At 67.9% G+C, this 17,340-nt stretch carries 16 protein-coding genes; 8 read left to right on the plus strand and 8 right to left on the minus strand.

Annotation, left to right across the window (positions count from 1 at the left end; translation table 11 throughout):
- Window positions 1–28 precede the first annotated feature (28 nt).
- The gene (locus NP4_RS00825) at window positions 29–481 is read left to right on the plus strand and encodes a VOC family protein (protein ID WP_067990304.1); all 453 of its coding nucleotides are present in this window, start codon (window positions 29–31) and stop codon (window positions 479–481) included.
- A 9-nt stretch (window positions 482–490) separates the two neighbouring features.
- Here the strand turns inward: NP4_RS00825 and NP4_RS00830 are convergent, their stop codons facing one another.
- Window positions 491–4,357: a non-ribosomal peptide synthetase gene (locus NP4_RS00830; protein WP_067990306.1), complete on the minus strand. Its 3,867-nt coding sequence runs from the start codon at window positions 4,355–4,357 to the stop codon at window positions 491–493.
- Window positions 4,358–4,521: 164 nt separating this feature from the next.
- Between NP4_RS00830 and NP4_RS00835 the strand changes: the two genes are divergently transcribed.
- Window positions 4,522–5,505, plus strand: coding sequence for an alpha/beta hydrolase (locus tag NP4_RS00835; RefSeq protein WP_067990308.1), 984 nt, complete (start codon window positions 4,522–4,524; stop codon window positions 5,503–5,505).
- A 4-nt stretch (window positions 5,506–5,509) separates the two neighbouring features.
- Here NP4_RS00835 and NP4_RS00840 read toward each other — a convergent pair whose 3' ends face one another.
- Window positions 5,510–7,216 carry a metallophosphoesterase gene (locus NP4_RS00840; RefSeq protein ID WP_067990312.1) on the minus strand — a complete coding sequence of 569 codons (1,707 nt, stop codon included), beginning with the start codon at window positions 7,214–7,216 and terminating at the stop codon, window positions 5,510–5,512.
- A 123-nt stretch (window positions 7,217–7,339) separates the two neighbouring features.
- Between NP4_RS00840 and NP4_RS00845 the strand changes: the two genes are divergently transcribed.
- Complete coding sequence (locus NP4_RS00845) at window positions 7,340–7,675, plus strand: TfoX/Sxy family protein (protein WP_067990314.1); 336 nt, start codon at window positions 7,340–7,342, stop codon at window positions 7,673–7,675.
- Here the strand turns inward: NP4_RS00845 and NP4_RS00850 are convergent, their stop codons facing one another.
- From NP4_RS00850 to NP4_RS00870, 5 genes are all read right to left on the minus strand, one after another.
- A complete protein-coding gene (locus NP4_RS00850) occupies window positions 7,676–8,557 on the minus strand; it encodes a hypothetical protein (RefSeq protein WP_067990317.1) in 882 nt (293 codons plus the stop codon). It lies immediately after the preceding gene.
- 20 nt (window positions 8,558–8,577) lie between these two features.
- Window positions 8,578–8,922, minus strand: coding sequence for a hypothetical protein (locus NP4_RS00855; protein WP_067990320.1), 345 nt, complete (start codon window positions 8,920–8,922; stop codon window positions 8,578–8,580).
- Window positions 8,871–9,719 carry a hypothetical protein gene (locus NP4_RS00860; RefSeq protein WP_067990323.1) on the minus strand — a complete coding sequence of 283 codons (849 nt, stop codon included), beginning with the start codon at window positions 9,717–9,719 and terminating at the stop codon, window positions 8,871–8,873. The genes NP4_RS00855 and NP4_RS00860 overlap by 52 nt, the downstream gene beginning before the upstream one ends.
- On the minus strand, window positions 9,716–10,018 hold the full coding sequence (locus NP4_RS00865) for a hypothetical protein (protein WP_067990326.1): 303 nt from the start codon (window positions 10,016–10,018) through the stop codon (window positions 9,716–9,718). Before NP4_RS00865 ends, NP4_RS00860 begins: the two co-directional genes overlap by 4 nt.
- A gap of 109 nt (window positions 10,019–10,127) precedes the next feature.
- Window positions 10,128–10,727: a TetR/AcrR family transcriptional regulator gene (locus tag NP4_RS00870; protein ID WP_114755439.1), complete on the minus strand. Its 600-nt coding sequence runs from the start codon at window positions 10,725–10,727 to the stop codon at window positions 10,128–10,130.
- Between the two features lie 89 nt (window positions 10,728–10,816).
- Here NP4_RS00870 and NP4_RS00875 point away from each other — a divergent pair, with 89 nt between their 5' ends.
- Genes NP4_RS00875 through NP4_RS00895 form a run of 5 tightly spaced genes read left to right on the plus strand, consistent with a single transcriptional unit; the run spans window position 10,817 to window position 16,723 of the window.
- The gene (locus NP4_RS00875; RefSeq protein WP_245996874.1) at window positions 10,817–12,190 is read left to right on the plus strand and encodes a flavin-containing monooxygenase; all 1,374 of its coding nucleotides are present in this window, start codon (window positions 10,817–10,819) and stop codon (window positions 12,188–12,190) included.
- Complete coding sequence (locus NP4_RS00880) at window positions 12,187–13,335, plus strand: serine hydrolase domain-containing protein (protein ID WP_067990333.1); 1,149 nt, start codon at window positions 12,187–12,189, stop codon at window positions 13,333–13,335. The genes NP4_RS00875 and NP4_RS00880 overlap by 4 nt, the downstream gene beginning before the upstream one ends.
- On the plus strand, window positions 13,335–14,375 hold the full coding sequence (locus NP4_RS00885; protein ID WP_067990336.1) for an alcohol dehydrogenase catalytic domain-containing protein: 1,041 nt from the start codon (window positions 13,335–13,337) through the stop codon (window positions 14,373–14,375). The genes NP4_RS00880 and NP4_RS00885 overlap by 1 nt, the downstream gene beginning before the upstream one ends.
- Window positions 14,376–14,397: 22 nt before the next feature.
- Window positions 14,398–16,050, plus strand: a complete 1,653-nt coding sequence (gene casG / locus NP4_RS00890) for a steroid-24-oyl-CoA synthetase (RefSeq protein ID WP_067990339.1) — start codon at window positions 14,398–14,400, stop codon at window positions 16,048–16,050.
- 10 nt (window positions 16,051–16,060) lie between these two features.
- Window positions 16,061–16,723, plus strand: coding sequence for a peptidylprolyl isomerase (locus NP4_RS00895; RefSeq protein ID WP_067990342.1), 663 nt, complete (start codon window positions 16,061–16,063; stop codon window positions 16,721–16,723).
- Here NP4_RS00895 and NP4_RS00900 read toward each other — a convergent pair.
- Window positions 16,711–17,292, minus strand: coding sequence for a TetR/AcrR family transcriptional regulator (locus NP4_RS00900; protein WP_067990344.1), 582 nt, complete (start codon window positions 17,290–17,292; stop codon window positions 16,711–16,713). The two genes, NP4_RS00895 and NP4_RS00900, sit on opposite strands and share 13 nt — an antisense overlap.
- Window positions 17,293–17,340: the final 48 nt, after the last annotated feature.

The following is a 17,340-nucleotide window of genomic DNA, read 5'->3' on the forward strand; positions in this document are numbered from 1 at the left end:
CAGGTCATCCGATACCGAGGAGCACATCATGACCACCACCGTCAGCACCTTCTTCTGGTTCGACAATGCCGCCGAGCAGGCCGCCGAGTTCTATGTCTCGCTGCTGCCGGACGCGCGCATCGTCGACATCACCCGCAATCCGAACGGCTCGGCCTTCGTCGTCTCGCTGGAACTGGCCGGACACGCGGTCGTGCTGCTCAACGGCGGTCCCGGCCATCCGTTCAGCGATGCCGCGTCGCTGCAGGTTCTGGTCGACTCTCAGGGAGAGGTCGATCGGCTGTGGCGGGCGCTCACCGCCGACGGCGGCGTGCCCGGACCGTGCGGCTGGCTCACCGATCGCTACGGATTGTCCTGGCAGATCGTCCCGTCCGAGCTGCCGAAGCTGATGAGCGGTGAGCGGGCCGCGGCGGTGGCCGCGGCGCTGCGCACGATGTCCAGGATCGATCTGGCGGCGCTGCGGGACGCGCACGACAACGGGTGACAATCGCGCCTACGCCGTGGTCGTTGCCGCGACCAGTTCCAGATGGCGGGCGAGGATCGGGCCGATGACCGCGACGACCGCTGAGTTGGTCAACTGGGCGTGCGTCGCGTCGACCGGGTGCTCGATGAGTTCACCCGTCACGTACGGTCGCCACAGCTGCGCCCCGAGGGATGCGGTCACGCCGCGGGTCGCCGAGAAGTACAGCAGGTCACCGTCGTAGGCGCCGGGTCGATAGCCGTGTGAAAGCGCGACGCCCGCAACGTATCCGCGATGCAGACGCTCGAGCTGACTGGCCGTCAACCCGGTGCCGAAGGATCGGGGGGCGGCCGCCAGTTCGGCCGCCGCCTCGGCGGAGGTGAGATCGGGGGCGAGGTCGGCGTCCTCGGGCTCGTCGCCGCGCAGATGGGTCAACAGGTCTCGCATGCGTGGTGGCGGCGGCGGTTCCACCCCGGCGGGCACCACGACACTGTCGAGCATGGCCAGCACCGCGACCACGGCCCCGCGAGCCCGCAGCCGAACCGCGACGGCGTGGGCGATCTGCCCCCCGAGCGACCAGCCGAGCAGGTGGTAGGGGCCTTCGGCCTGCACGCCGAGTATGGCGTCGAGGTAGAGCTCGACCAGTTCGTCGATGGAGACATCCTCGGCTCCGGCCGCGAGCATCGGCGCCTGCAACCCGTACACCGGGCGATCGGTGACATAGCGCGCGAGCCCGGCGTAGCACCACGCCAACGGCACTGCCGAATGCACGCAGAACAGCGGGGGGTGGATTCCCTTGCGGCGCAAGGCGAGCAGTACGCCGAGCGCGTCGTCGTCCTCGATTTCGTGACCGTCGTAGGCGGCGATCCGGGCGGCGAGCTCGCCCGCGGTCGGCGTCGCGTAGAGCCAGCGGACGGTCACCGGCACGCCCGTCGACTCGGCCAGATCCGCCGAAACCGCTACGCCGAGTAGCGAATTGCCGCCGAGTTCGAAGAAGTCGGCATCGAGGCCGACCTCGGTATCGAAGGTGGCGGAGAAGCGCTCGGTGACCAGACGTTCCAGATCGGTTTCCGGACTTCGTGAGCTTCGTGCGGTATGGCGGGGCGCGGGTAGTGCGGCGCGGTCGACTTTTCCATTGCCCGCCAGCGGCATTCGCTCCAGCACGGTCAAGGACGAGGGGACCAGTGCGGCGGGCAGTGTCGCGCGCAGCGTGCTCAATGCCGCGGCGGCGTCGAACCGTGCCCGGTCGGCGACCACATAGCCCACGAGCCGCGCGCTGGGCTTTCCCGTGTCCGCGACCGTCACGGCGGCGCAGGCGACCTCGGGTCGGGCGAGCAGGGCCGCCTCGATTTCGGCGGGTTCGATTCGCCGCCCGTGTAATTCGAGCTGACCGTCCAGCCGTCCGAGATACTCCAACGATCCGTCGGGCCCGGTGGTGACCAGATCGCCGGTGCGATAGAGCCGCTGACCGTGACCGAAGGGGCTGGCGACGAATCGAGCCGCCGTGCCCGCCGGGTCGTGCAGATAGCCCTCGGCCAGGGCGGGCCCGCCCAGATACAGCTCGCCCCGGGCTCCGGCGGGCATCGGACGCAGCCTCGAATCCATCACCACCGCAAGCACTCCGGGCAACGCACGACCGATGGTCACGGGCGCGTCGGCGACCATGGGCCCGGTCTCGGTCACCATCACCGTCGCCTCGGTCGGCCCGTAGCCGTTGAACAGCCGCACCCGCGACGCCCACTCCCGCGCCAGCGTCGCCGGGCAGGACTCGCCGCCGATGGCCACGACCTCGAGACTCGGGACCTCGGCGGGGGAGAGGGTCGCGAGTACGGCGGGTGCGGTCTGTAGAACGGTGCTACCGAAAGTCCGAATGAGCCGGGCGAATTCGGGACCAGCCAGCACCTCCGGCGGAGCCACGACCAGCTGCGCGCTCGCGGCGAAGGCGGCCAGCAGTTCCAGCAGATGCGCGTCGAAGATCGAGGTATGTGAATGCAGCAGAACCGAGTTCGGGCCGAGATTATAGTGTTTCACGAGATAGTCGGTCAGCGATCCCAGCCCGTGGTGGGCGACCACGACTCCCTTCGGGATCCCGGTGGTTCCCGAGGTGTGAATGAGGTACGCCGGATGCGACGGCCGCAACGGCTGTGGCCGGTCGGCGTCGGTGATCGGTGTGGCGGCATGTGACCCGCCCGACAGGTCGTCGAGTGCGAGCCAGTCGATCGCATGGTTCGCGGCATCGGGTAGTCCAGCGCGAACGGAGTCGATCGTAATGCCCCAGCGCGCAGCGCAATTCGAGGCGATCGACGCGATACGAGTCGGCGGATCGTCGGGATCGATGGGTACGAAACACGCGCCGGACTTCGCGACCGCGCAGAAGGCCAGGACCGATTCCAGCGACCGGGGGATGACGACGAGGACGAAGGTTCCGGGACCCGCGCCCCGAGCCAGCAGCGCACGCGCCCAACGCGAGGATATTTCGTCCAGCTCCCGGTAGGTCAGCGCGCGGTCGCCGTCTCGTACAGCCGTCGCATCGGATGCCGGGGGCAGCAACTCGGGCAGCATTCGCGCCGGTTCGGGTGGTGACGGTGTGGCCGAAACCTCCCAGTGCAAACCCAAATCTGCGGCAGGACAATCTTTTTCGGCAGCCAAAAACTGGGCGAAGTAATCCAGGAAGAGACGGTGATGCCAGGCCACAATGTCGTACCGGTAGCGCGCCGGATTCGCCTGGAAGTCGATGCGCGCGCAACGCTCGTCCGGCCCGGCCTGATAGCCGTTGATCTGGAGATCCGCGACGGGACCGAGAGCGAGCAGGTGGCCATTGCCGGTGAGCGATCCCAGACGGAGCGGCTCGACGACGCCGAGAACATTGACCACGGGACCGAAATCCACGCGCAGAGTGGAGTGTTCGCGCCGAATGTCCTCGTGGCGATGGCGCTGATGCCGCACCGCGCCGATCACGTTCGCGCGCAACCGGGCGATGACCTCGCCGACGGTGGCGACGTCGAGGCCGGACAGTCGCAACGGGACGACATTCGACATCGACCCCGCCGACCTGCGCAGCGCGGCGGTCGGCCGGGCGGGGACCGGCAGTGTGAGCGTGACCTCGGCACGGCCCGCCACACGCGCGAGATAGCAGGCGAATGCGGCGATGATCAGTTCGGGAAAGGTAGCGCCGTGCCGGGTCTCGGCCTCGGCGAGCAGCCGTGCCGTCGCCTCGTCGAGACCGGCGGTGACGGAATGCGGCCTGGCCTCGGGCGGTGCGTATCTCCCGGCGAGACCGACCGGCTCGACCGATCCGGCGAGCCGGGTGCGCCAGTAGTCCGCATCGGCCTGCGCGCGCGTCGAATTCAGGTAGGCGCGTTCATCTTCCAGTATCTCCGCAATCGACAGCGGCTCGTGCGGATCGTCCGCGTCACCGCGGTAGTGCTCCGCGGTTCGGCGCAGCACAGCGGCCGCGCCGATGCCGTCGAGAACGATGTGATGGCTGCGCAGATACAGCAGATGCCGATCGGAGGCCACCGCGAACAGGACCGCGACGGTCGGTCGATCGGTGCGCGGATCCAGCGGCGCGCTGTGATCGCGTTCCATCCGATCCAGCGCCTCACCGACCGGATCCGACTCATCCGTCAGATCGATCGTCTCGAACGGCAAATGCGTTGTGGTGTCGACATATTGGCGCGGCTCACCGTCGACGACGCATAGGCGCAACAGCGGTGACTGAAGTTCGCGCGCCGCCCGCCGCGCCGACCGCGCCAGCAGATCGATATCGAGAGGGCCCACCAGATCCAGGTACATGGCGACGGTCATGGGCACGCCGGGATGCAGCTGCTGTGCCAGCCACCAGCCCCGCTGGGCCTTCGACAGTGGATGGGTCGGATGTACCGCGGCGTCCGGCGGCACCGTCAACGCGCCTCCCTGAGATTCCGAAATGCTCGGCTGAACGGTTCCCCGAGCAAAGTTACGGCATCGGGTACGGTGGATCCGCGACGTACGCGCGGTTTGTCGGGAAACACGCCCGGCGAGTTCGGTCCCAACCGTTTCTACGTGGTGCGATACTCCACGTTATGCACCGGCTGCTGCATTGTCTGACGGTCCTTCTCAGCACTCTCGCCGCGTTTGCGGCCCTTTTGCCGACGACGGCCACCGCCGATCCCGGCGGCGCGGCGATCCTCGAGGTGCATCCGCTGGGCGGGCGGCAGTATTCGGTGGTGGTGTACTCCGCGGCGATGAACAGGCCCATCACGGTGTGGATTTCGCATCCGGACGGACCCGCGCCCGCGCTGTATCTGCTCAATGCCGTCGACGGTGGCGAGGACGGCGGGCCGTGGACCAATCGCACCGATGTCGCCCGGTTCTTCGCCGACAAACCGGTCAATGTGATCGTGCCGATGGGCGGGCGGGCCAGCTACTACACCGACTGGGTGTCCGATGATCCCGCGCTCGGCCGAAACAAGTGGTCCACCTTCCTGATTCACGAACTGCCGACGGCGCTGCGCGATCGGTTCCAGCTCACCGACCGCAATGCCGTTGCGGGTACGTCGATGTCGGCGACCTCCGCGCTGGACCTGGCGATCGAGGCGCCCGGCATGTATCAGGCGGTCGGCGCGTACAGCGGCTGCCCGCGCACCAGCGATCCGGCCGCCCGCGCGCTGGTCCAGTCACAGCTGAGCATCTTCGGTGCCAATGCCGGGAATATGTGGGGCGCACCGGACAACCCCGCCTGGCCCGCCCATGACCCGATCGTCAATGCCGACCGCCTGCGCGGCTTGGCCCTCTACATCTCCGCGGGCAACGGTCTGCCGGGCGTCCACGACACCCTCGCCGATCCGTCCATCGGCGCGGATCCGGTCAATCTGGCCAATCGGCTCTCGGTCGGCGGCGCGATGGAGTCGTTCGTCAACTCCTGCACCCGCATACTCGTGGATCGCCTTGCGGGACTGGGCATTCCGGCCACCGTCGCGCTGCGTGCGGGCACCCACGCCTGGCCGTACTGGCAGGACGACCTGCACGATTCGTGGCCGGTCTTCGCGGGCGCCCTCGGCGTGTGAGGGCTTACCTGCCCACCTCGCGGCGGTAGGTCACCTTGTCGAATTCACGGCCGTACTCGTCGACCGCGACGACATCCATCTCACTCGAGAAGAAGCCCGGGCGGACGTCTACCCGGATGAAGGAGTAGTTGCGGAAGCGAACGCGCGACCACGGGGCCGCCTCGTCCTGTTTCGTGCCGTCGGGGGTCCAGACATAGCTGTTGGGGACGGTGGTGTCGGGGACCTCGTGGCCTCGATAGGTCTCGGGGGAGCCGGGCTGGAAGCCGTAGCGGGGACGGCCGCCGCCGCCGACGGTGTAGTAGACCGTGCCGTCGTCCTTGGGGTAGACGATCGAGTTGTCGCCCGCGGGCTTGGTCCGCTGGCGGCCGCGGATCGGGTCGGTGCGCTCGAAGATGTGGTTGTGGCCCTGCAGGACCAGATCGACCTGGTGTCGGTCGAACAGTTCGCACCAGGCGTCGCGCACGCCGCCGTCGCTGGCGTGCGAGTCGGTGGTGGAGTAGGCGCAGTGGTGGAAGAAGCAGACGATGAAGTCGATATTCGGATCCGCACGATATGCGCCGAGCGTGCGGTCCACCCAACCCTGTTGGGCGCCACCGGAATAGCCGGTATTGGCCTTGATCTCATAGGAGATGTCGTTGGCATCCAGCGACAGCACCGCGACATTGCCGTAGGTGAACGAGTACGCCGACGGGCAGCCTGCCGGGCCGTTGCCCGGCAGGTCCAGGCGTGCCAGGTGTCCGCCGTACCCGTGGGTGTCGTAGGCGGCCTCCATATCGTGGTTGCCGGTGGCGAACATCCACGGCGTATTCGACGCGCTCAGCTCGATGGCGCCGAAATACACGTCCCACACATAAGGATTGAACTTGTCGAAGCCGCTGGCGGGATCGCCGCCGCCCGAGGCGACGAACTGTGGCTTCTTACCCGCTCCCGAGGGGTCGGCGTAGGCGATATCGCCCGCGAGGACATGGAAGTCCGGTCGGCAGGCCGCGATCTGGTTCAGCACGTTGGCCGTATGCGGCGCGGTCGGATCGTTGTCGGCCTTGTAGTACTTGTCGTCGTAGTCGCCCGGCGTCAGACCCGGTGGCTGCGTGGGCGTTTCGTCCGTGCCCTGATCGCCCATCATCGTGAATCGGAAGGGCAGCACCGCGTTTCGCGCGGTCGGCATGGCCGTGGACGCACTGCGCACATCGCCGACGAAACCGTCGGAGGTTCGCCAGCGGTAGAAGTGCGGCACTCGTCCGGGCAGCCCGTCGACCGGCGCGTGCACGTAGAACTGCTCGGCCGCGAGCACCCCGCCGTCCTTGGCCGGGATCTGAGTGACCAGATTGCGCACCTCGGCCTCGATCGTGCCGCCCAGTGCCGGGGTCGGGCCGTGATCGAGGAAGACCTTGGCGCCCTGCGGATTTCGGGACAGCTGCGCGGCGAAGCGGAGCTGACTGGCCGCATCGGAGCCGAAGCCGACATGGCGGCCCGCGACGGCCAGCTGAGCGTCGTCGGCGTAGGCGCGGGCGGCGAAGGGGGAGGTCCCGACCGCGGCGACCGCGGCCGCGGCCGCCGATCCGCGCAGGAAGTTGCGCCGCGAGACTGCGTGCCGGCGCAGATAGGAGCGATGCCACTCGTACTGCTCGGCCATGGTCATATCGGCGGCCAGCTGCTCGGGAATCCCGGTGTCCGGGACGTCACCGGGAGGATTCAAGCGATTGGACGGCATGAGGTTGGATGCTCGTCCGATCGAGCCCCCGCGGCAACCCGAACGGCCGCAACCCCTGGTAAATCTTGATGAATTCTAGGTGGGCGTGCATATGTGTCGGCGCCACCGTCCACAATGCCCGGTATGGCGTACGACGAGCAGCTGGCCGACCGGATCCGCGACGCGCTGGGCCCCGATCTGCCACAGATGACCGAGAAGAAGATGTTCGGCGGCCTGGCCTTCCTGCTCGGCGGCAACATGACCGTAGCCGCCACCCGAAACGGCGGCATGATGGTCCGAGTCGCCCCCGAGGAGGCCGATTCCATGATCGACGGCGAATACATCACCCCTATGACCATGGGCGGCCGCGAAATGCGCAACTGGCTCCGCATCACCCCCGACCTGCTCACCGACGACAACACCCTCACCGAGTGGATAGCCCGAGCCCTCCGCTTCGCCCGCACCCTCCCAACCAAATAGTCAATCCAACAACTCCCCGTTCCGAATCCGCCCCACCACCGCCTCCCCGGCCAGCTCCCGCCGGGCGTCGGGGTGCTGCCAGTAGAAGCGGACCAGGTGGAGGAACAGCGCGGGATCCATCCCCAATGCCCACGCGGGCAACTCGATCGCGCGCTCCAGAGACCCGCGTTGCATCGAATCGAACCAATTCAGATCCGCGCTCAATTCCACCTTGCGTCCAGGTGCCGGGGCGATGCTGACGATATGGACATTGTTCGCCGTCGCGGGGGAGACACCGCCGATTTCCGACCATGGCAGCCGCCTGCTCGTGCGCCCGAGTCGCTGTACGACTCCGTCGGAGGTCAGCGCCACGAATCCCCTACGCCGCCTGGATGAATACAGATACCAGCCGAGCACGCCGATCATCGCCAGCACGATCACCACGATGACGAGTCCCCCGGCGGACAATCCGGTGCGCGCCGAGCCGCCCGCGCCGTCGATCAGCTGCCGGAGGAACAGCCATCCGCGAATGACGAGGAAGACCGCTCCTGCCGCCAGCCACAGCGCGAGCGTCCTTCGCCATGCGGTCAGATAGGAGATTTTCAGGCCGGACGCGTTGTTCACCGCGACCGCGGTCTCGAGATCGCGCGGCAGACTTCTCCGCCGCACGCGCAGCAGCGGAACGACCACGATGATCGATGACGCCGCCACGAGAACGATCGCCGCGCCGAATGCCGTGCGCACCGGATCGCCCTGATTTGCGGCAGCTATCGAGAAGGGGATGGCGAGGAGGAACAGCAGTACGACGAATGCGAAGACGAAGACGAGGTTTCCGCGTGGTCGCTGCGCACCCCATTCGGTCGCCCACGGTAAGAGCGGGGCCTCGGAGCGGTTGTCGGACAAGGCATCTCCCCTGGGTGATCTCATTTGAACGGTTGTTCGGCAGCCCAGGAGCCGATCGCCCCGCCGCCGAATCCGAGAATGGCCGCGCCGACACCCGCGCAGAACGCCTGGCCGATAACGGGCGCCGGCGAACAGACAGCCATCCCCAGGACCGCACCGGCCTCGGCCCCGGCCCAGCCTCCGAGAGTGCCACCCGCCGCATTGGCTACGGCTTCGTCGCCTGGTTTCCCATGATGCGCCCAATCATCCCAGTTGACGTACGCGTTGACCGCGGTACCGAGCGGTATTCCACCGAGGACTCTGCCCTCGACCTTCAATGCCTGTCCGATTTCTGCCTTGGCGGCCGCGTCGGTGGCGGAATCCATTGCGCCGGTGAAAGCGTGCCCCGCACCCGGGATGCCGGAATCGAGCATCCGCAGGGCCGCGAGCTGCTGGCTGTAGGACTCCGCCATTCGCGACCCCGCCTGTCCGACCATCGATCGGCCGCTCGCGTCGGTCCATTCCGCACCGGCGGCGGTCGCGGCGGAGAAGCCTGTCGCATAAGGATGTTGGTGCGCGGTGTCGGCGGTAGTTCGTACAGGGCCACCCGGGCCAATTCGGACTTCGCCAGATCTATGGCGGCTTTGGTGGCCGTGGCGGTGTTGTCGGCGTTCTGGAGGGCGGTGACCATAGCCAATTGCTGCTGGGCCGCCTCGTATTCGACGTCTAGCAGGGCCTTGGCCAGGTAGCCGGGGTCGCATTTCGGGTTGCGGCCCGCGGCGGCGCGTAGGGCCTGCTGTTTGGCGACGCTGGTGACCGTGCCGTCGTCGGCCACCTCGAATCCCATGTCGACGATGAGGTTTCGTCGGTCGAGGACGAATTGGCGGGCGTGGGTGAGTTGGTCGCGATAGGTGGTCAGGGCGGTTTCCAGGTTGCCTATTCGGGCCATGAGATGGCTGCCCGCGGTTTTCTCCGCGGTGATTCGGGCGGTGGCGGAGTCGGCGCCCGCGCCCTTCCAGGATCGGGCGAGTGCGTCCTGTTCGGTGAGCATCGAGCGGAGCAGTCGATCGCCCTCGGTGACCACCTTGTCGAATTGGGTGGCGTCCGTGCCCAGCACATCGGGACGCCACCTCTCGACCTCGGGAATGCGCAGTGCCGGGCGGCCGTTCGGGCCGGGGCTCACGGCAGCCCGCCCATGGCGCGCAGGTTCGCGGCGAAATCGTCGTCGGTCATCTCGTAGTGATGTCCTGTGCCCGTGGCGATTTCGGACATTTCGCGGGGACGGGCGGCGAAGCAGACCAGGCCCGATCGCACCTGATCGCGCGCGGCGCCGATACTCGCGGCCAAATCCGTGCCGGGAAAGGGATCGCCGATATCGGGCGGTGCGGCCACCCCGTTCCCGAGGCCCTCGATCGCGCCCGACAATCCGTCCAGCCATTTCGCCCACGCGCGCAACGCGTCCGGATCGACCTGGAATGTCACGAGTCCCCCTCCTGATATCTGGACAGCGCGGAGCATTCAGGCAGATATCAATGGTCCTCCCTCCGACGGCGAATCCGGTCGAGGGGGCTTGTCGAGATCGGCTGTGCGCTCAGGCTTCCGGGGGCCGCAGCGCGGGGAACCAGATATCGGTGAGCACCTCCGCGGCCTGCTCGGCGGCGACGTCGATGGTGCCCTGCATGGCCCAGCGGGTGAAGAAGCGTTCCAGTTGGGCGACAAGCAATTCGATGCGCAGCCGGGCCTCGTCGCGGCGCTCGCCGGGCCAGCGCGACAGATAGGAGGTCATGGTGTCGGGCAGGGCCATGATGCCCGCGCGGGCCACCTCGCGGAACTCCGGTTCGATGGCCGTGGCCTCGTCCCAGGCGGGCAGCAGATCCTTGTGCTCGAAGAACCAGCCGATCGCCCGCGTCATCCAGGCCGCGAACTCGGCGCGAGATCCGGTGTCCAGCACCCGATCCAGATCCTCGTAGAAGCGCACGACGCTGGGCAGCGTGCCCTGTTCGGCGATGGCGCGCAGCACCTCGGGCTTACCGGTGAAATGCAGATAGAAGGTGGCCCGGCTACAGCCGACGGCCGCGGCGATGTCGTCGACGCGCACGCCCGAATAGCCCTGGGTCTCGAACAACTGCCGGGCCGCATCGACGATGCGCGCACGGGTCAGCCGCTTCTGTTCGTCACGCAGCGAAGGCATGCCGTCGATACTAGACGATGAGTCATTCACTGGACGCTGTGTCCAGCGAGTGTTACGGTGTGGGCCACATCACCTCCAGGAGAAGTGAGTTGGATACACGCGAACTACCCCGGGTGTGCGTCATCGGCGCCGGTCCGTCGGGAATCACCACCGCAAAGCGCCTAGCCGAGCACGGCATCCCCTTCGACTGTTACGAGGCCTCCGACGAGGTCGGCGGAAACTGGTACTTCCGCAATCCCAACGGCATGTCGGCCTGCTATCAGAGCCTGCACATCGACACCTCCAAATACCGCCTGCAGTTCGAGGATTTCCCGGCGCCCGCCGGGTGGCCGGACTTCCCGCACCACACGCAGCTGTTCCAGTACTTCAGGGACTACGTCGACCATTTCGAACTGCGCGACAGGATCCGATTCGGCACGAAAATAATTGCCGCCGAGCGGGATTCGGTCGGGCTCTGGGTGGTGACCACCAACTCCGGCGAGTCGGCGACCTACGACGTGCTGATCGTGGCCACCGGCCACCACTGGGATCCCAACTTCCCCGACTACCCCGGCGAATTCGACGGTACGCTGCTGCACAGCCACGCCTACAACGATCCGTTCGATCCGATCGATATGCGCGGGAAGCGAATCGTGGTGGTGGGTATGGGCAATTCGGGCCTGGACATCGCCTCGGAGTTGTCGCAGAAGTTCATCGCCGAGCGACTGTTCGTCTCCGCCCGCCGCGGCGTCTGGGTACTGCCGAAATACGTCAACGGCCAGGTCGGCGACCGGCGGTCGATGCCGAGCTGGATGCCGCCCAAACTCGGGCTGCGGCTCAAACAGCGCTTCGTACGCAAATATCGCGGTGAGATGGAGAATTACGGCCTGCCCAAACCCGATCACCTGCCGTTCGAGGCGCATCCGTCGGCCAGCGAGGAATTCCTGCACCGCGCGGGTTGCGGCGATATCACCTGCAAACCGGCGATCACCCGGCTCGACGGCGACCGCGTGCACTTCGCCGACGGCAGCGTCGAGACGGTGGATGTGGTCCTGTGCGCCACCGGCTATCACATCAGCTTCCCGTTCTTCACCGATCCGGAACTGTTGCCGGACAAGCGCAATCGCTTCCCGCTGTTCCAACTCATGATGAAACCCGGCGTGCCCGATCTGTTCTTCATGGGTCTGGCCCAGCCGCTGCCGACCCTGGTGAACTTCGCCGAACAGCAGAGCAAATTCGTTGCCGCGTATCTGACCGGCCGCTACCACCTGCCCGCGCGCGAGGAGATGGATCAGGCCGTGCGCGAACAGGAGATCCGGCGCACGGGCCGCTACTACGACTCCCCGCGCCACACCATCCAGGTCGAATTCCAGCCCTATGTGCAGCGCATGGTCAAGGAACTCGAGCGCGGCGCGAAACGCGCGGCGGCCGCGGGCAATTCCCTGCCCGTCGCGGCCCGCGCCGCACAGGAGGTGCGTCCGTGACCCGATCCTCCGGCTTCTGCCGTGACGAATTCGCCAATGTGCGAGCGGCTTTCGACGAACAGCTCCAATCCGGCGCGGAACTCGGCGCGGCGTTGTGCGTGACCGTCGACGGCGACCCCGTCCTGGATCTGTGGGGTGGCCACGCCGATCCCGAGCGCACCCGCCCGTGGGCCGCGGACACCCTGGTGAACGTCTACTCGGTCACCAAGACCATGACCGCGCTCAGCGCCCTGCTGCTGATCGATCGCGGCGAACTGGACGTGCGCGAGAAGGTGGCGCACTACTGGCCCGAATTCGCCGCGAACGGCAAGGGCGACATCGAGATTCGCCATCTGCTCGCGCACACCTCCGGGGTGTCCGGCTGGGAGCGGCCGATCGAGGTGGCCGATATCTACGACGCCGAACAGGCCGCGTCCCGCCTCGCCGCCCAGGCCCCGTGGTGGGAACCCGGCACCGCCTCCGGCTACCACGCCCTGAACTACGGACATCTGATCGGCGAGGTGATCCGCCGTATCACCGGCCGCACCCTCGGCCGCTTCTTCGCCGAGGAACTGGCCCGCCCGCTCGGCGCGGACTTCCATATCGGCACCGGCCCCGAACATTTCGACCGGATCGCCACCCTGGTGCAGCCGCAACTGCCGAACTTCGATCTGACCGCCCTCGACCAGGACAGCGTCCTGATCAAAACCCTCACCTCCCCGCTGCTGCACGTCTCCGAGACCGCCACAGCCGCCTGGCGGCAGGCCGAGATCGGCGCGGTGAACGGGCACGGCAACGCCCGATCGGTGGCGCGGGTGCAGTCGGTGGTGTCGTGCGGCGGCGAGCTGAGCGGGCGGCGTTTCCTGTCGCCGAAGACCCTGGAGCTGATCTTCGAACAGCAGAGCGACGGTGTGGATCTGGCGCTGCTGGTTCCGCTGCGTTTCGGCATCGGTTACGGACTGCCCCATCCGCAGACCGCTCCCGAGGTGCCGAGCGGGCGGGTGTGCTGGTGGGCCGGGTACGGTGGCTCGATGGTCGTCAACGATCTGGACCGGCGGATCACCTTCGCCTACACCATGAATCGCATGGCCAGCGAGCTGGTGGGCTCCGCGCGCTGCGCGAGCTACCTGAGGGCGACCTTCGCGGCCGTGGCGGGACGGGTGTGATGCGCGCGCTACAACTGACCGGACCCGGCACGCTCGAACTGCGTGAGACGCCCGTCCCCGAGATCGGACCCACCGACCTGCTGCTGCGGGTCGGCGCGGCCGGACTGTGCCACTCCGATCTGCATGTGCTGGCCGTCCCGGTCACGCTGCGCGCGGAGCCGATGACCCTCGGCCACGAGATCGCCGGAACCATCGAGGCGGTCGGCGCGGAGGTCGAGGGCCGCGCGGTCGGCGAGCGCGGCCTGGTCTACCTGTGCTGGTCGTGCGGTGTGTGCCGGGAATGCGTGAGCGGTAACGAGAATGTCTGCCTGGCCGCGGGCCGCGCCGCCATGCCGCCGTGCCCGGGCCTCGGACCCGACGGCGGTATGGCGGAGTACGTTCGGATACCGGCGAATTCGTTCGTCCCGATCGGGGAGATGGAATTCGATCAGGCCGCGCCGCTGGCCGATGCCGCGCTCACCTCCTATCACGCCATTCGCGGCGCGCGCGAGGAACTGCGCCCGGGCGCGACCGCGGTCGTGGTCGGCGTCGGCGGACTCGGACATGTGGCCGTGCAGATTCTGAAGGCCATTACGGCCGTTCGCATCGTCGCCGTCGACATCGCCCCGGACAAGCTGGAATTGGCGGGCGAATGCGGCGCGGATCTCGGCCTGCGGGCCGATGGCGAGACCGCGACGCGAATTCTGGAACTCACCGACGGCCGCGGCGCCGAGGCCGTTTTCGACTTCGTCGGCAATGACGCGACCGCCCGGTTGTCGGTGGAAGCGGTGGCGCCCAACGGCGCCTATCGCATGGTCGGACTGGCCGGTGGCAATCCCGGTATCGATGCCGGTCCCGCCGGGGGACCGGGCCTGCCGTGGGGTGCGACGGTGCGAAAGTCCTACGCGGGCACCAAAAGCGATCTGCTCGCCTGCGTGGCGCTGGCCCGATCCGGCGCGCTGCGGATGTCGGTGGAGCGCTTCGACCTGGCCGACGGGCCCACCGCCGTCGACCGGCTCGAACGCGGCCTTGTCCGCGGTCGCGCCGTGCTGATTCCGTGAGCCCCGATCGACGAGGACGACCATGACCAATGCTGTTGACGCCCAGACGATCGCCGCACAGGCCGCCGCCGCCCTGACCGGCCCCGGCGGCCCGTTCGAGCTGACGGTGGAACCCGTACTGGGCGTGCCGATTCCGGTGCGCCGCGAGCGCCACCGCAGCCTGCTCGAACTGCTCGACGCCGCGCGCGCCTGGGGCGACAAGGATTTCCTGGTCGCCGAGGATCGCCGCCTGAGCTTCGCCGAACACCACGCCGCGGTCGAGGCCCTGGCGCACGCGCTGTCGGAACGATTCGGCGTGGGCCCGGGCGACCGCGTGGGCATTCTCGCCGCGAACACCCCCGAATGGGTCGTGACCTTCTGGGCGGCCCTGCGGCTGGGTGCGATCCCGGTCGGCTACAACGCCTGGTGGGCCCCGCCCGAAATCGCCTACGGCCTGGATCATACGAGCCCGTCGGTGGTCGTCGCCGATGCGAAACGCGCCGCGCTGCTGCCGGATTCGCCGCCCGTTCTCACCATGGAAACCGATCTGCCGGAGCTGATCGCGGCCTACACCGGCCGCCCCGGACTACCGCGCCCGGATATCGCCGAGGACGATCCCGCGGTGATCCTGTACACCAGCGGTACCTCGGGTCGTCCCAAGGGCGTGGTGCATTCGCATCGAAATCTGGTGGCCGTCAGCGACTATCACCGGTTCACCGATGCCATCGCGGCCGCCGTGCGCGGTCAACAGCCGGGAAATGGGCCCAGCGACAAGCGATTCCTGCTCACCTCACCGCTGTTCCACATCGCGAGTCTGCACAATCTGGTGGTGCCCCGGCTGGTGACCGGGGCCACGGTCGTCATCCATCAGGGCTCCTTCGACGCCGACCGGGTGCTGGCCCTGCTGGAACGGGAGCGGATCACCAACTGGGGCGCGGTGCCGACCATGGCCGCGCGCCTGCTCGACGGCGATCTGTCGCGCTACGACCTGTCGGCGCTGACGGCCTTCTCGCTCAATGCCGCACCCTCCTCGCCCGCCTTCCATCGCCGCCTGCGCGAGCGGTTGCCCGCCGCGCAGGTCGCGTTGGCCACCAGCTATGGCCTCACCGAAAGCGGCACCGCCGCAACGGTGGCCGCCCCGGCGGAGTTGGCCGCGTATCCGGAGACGGTGGGGCGGCCCATCATCGGCGTCTCGGTGGAGATCCGCGACCCCGACGGCAAACCCGTGCCCGACGGCGTGGAGGGCGAGATCCACGTCCGCAGCGCGTACGTGATGCTCGGTTACTGGAACGATCCGGCCGCCACGGCCGCCGCGATCGACCCCGAACGTTGGTTGCGCACAGGCGATTTCGGCACCGTGACCGATGGACGACTGCATCTGTCGGGTCGGCGCTCGGATCTGATCCTGCGCGGCGGGGAGAATGTGTACCCCATCGAGATCGAGAACGCCCTGGACGAACATCCGGCCGTGATCGAATCCGCGGTGCTGGGCGTCGCGCACGAGGATCTGGGCCAGGAGGTGGCCGCGGTGGTGGTCGTCGCCGATCCGAATGCGGTGAGCGAGGCCGACCTGCGGGCCTTCGTCGCCGACCGGCTCGCCTACTTCAAGGTCCCCTCTCGCTGGTCGATCACCGCGAAGCCCTTGCCCCGCAATGCGACCGGCAAAGTGATGCGAAGGAATATCGAGATCGACTAGGTTGCTCGCCATGAGTTCACGCTGGGCCGCTGTATTCTCCACCGTCGTCGTCTCCCTGTCCGGGCTGCTGGTAGCCGCGGGTTCGGCCGAGGCGAAACCACCATTGGTGACGTGCGATTTCACCGCGACGCCGGAGAATCCCGCGGCCCGGCCGGTCATGGCCCCGCCCGCGATCGCCCCGGCCGTCGGCACGATCGATGTCACGTTCCGATTCCGCCAGGGCCCGGTCACGGTGCGACTGGATCGGGCGGGCGCGGCGCCGTGCGCGGTGCAGAATATGACCAGCCTTGTGCTGCAACACTTCTACGACCGCAGCCAGTGCTGGCGGCTCACCGACAGTGAGCGCCTCGGCGTGCTGCAGTGCGGCGACATCTACGAGGTGGAGAAGGGCGGGCCCGGTTACGCCTTCCCCGACGAGGTGGATGGCACCGAAACCTATGAGCGCGGCACCCTCGCCATGGGCAATCAGGGACCGGGCACCAACGGCAGCGAATTCTTCATCGTGCACTCGTTCGCGCACATACCCGCCAATTACTCTGTACTGGGCCGCGTCGTGAGCGGGATGGATGTGCTGGACCGCATGGTCGCGGCCGGAATCACCCCGACCGAACGCGGTGCGCGCGATGGCCTGCCCGCCGAACCGGTCCTCATCGACTCCGCTCAGCTGGGCTGAGATATCAGGCGCTCGCGGGCGGCCCGTAGGATTCGCTCCGACAGGTCGTCCCCGGCGCTGGCCCGGGCCAGCATGAGCGCCCCGGCCATCAGGGCGACCTCGACGAGCAGTTCGTCCTCATCGCCCGAACGCTCACCAAGGGTGCCGAGATTGTCGACCAGTTCGCGCAGTCCGTCGAGATAGGCTTGGCGCAGCGGACTTTCGGCCTCGGCGCGCGCGACATCCCCGGCGAGTGCGGCCAGACCGCATCCCTGTCCGGGGTGATCGCGGTGCGCGACCGACAGATACCGCTCGAGGAACAGCCGCCGTGCCGCCTCCGGATCCGGACCGGCCGCGCGAATATCCGCCAGTTCTCGCGACTTCTCCGCGCAGGCGGCCGTGCACGCCTGGGCGACCAGATCCTCCTTGTTGCGGAAATGGCGATAGAAGCCGCCGTGGGTCAATCCCGCCGCGGCCATCAGTTGCGGCACGCTCACCCCGTGCGCACCGTGCGTGCGCACCTGCGCGGCCGCCGCGTCGAGGACCTCGCGGCGATGTGATTCCGCCTGTGCCCGTGATGCCCTCGGCATGTGCTCCCCTTTCGATGGATTCGCTCGGCACAGTCTTGCGCATCGCTT

It is taken from the genome of Nocardia pseudobrasiliensis NBRC 108224 (assembly GCF_001613105.1).
GTDB lineage: Bacteria > Actinomycetota > Actinomycetes > Mycobacteriales > Mycobacteriaceae > Nocardia > Nocardia pseudobrasiliensis.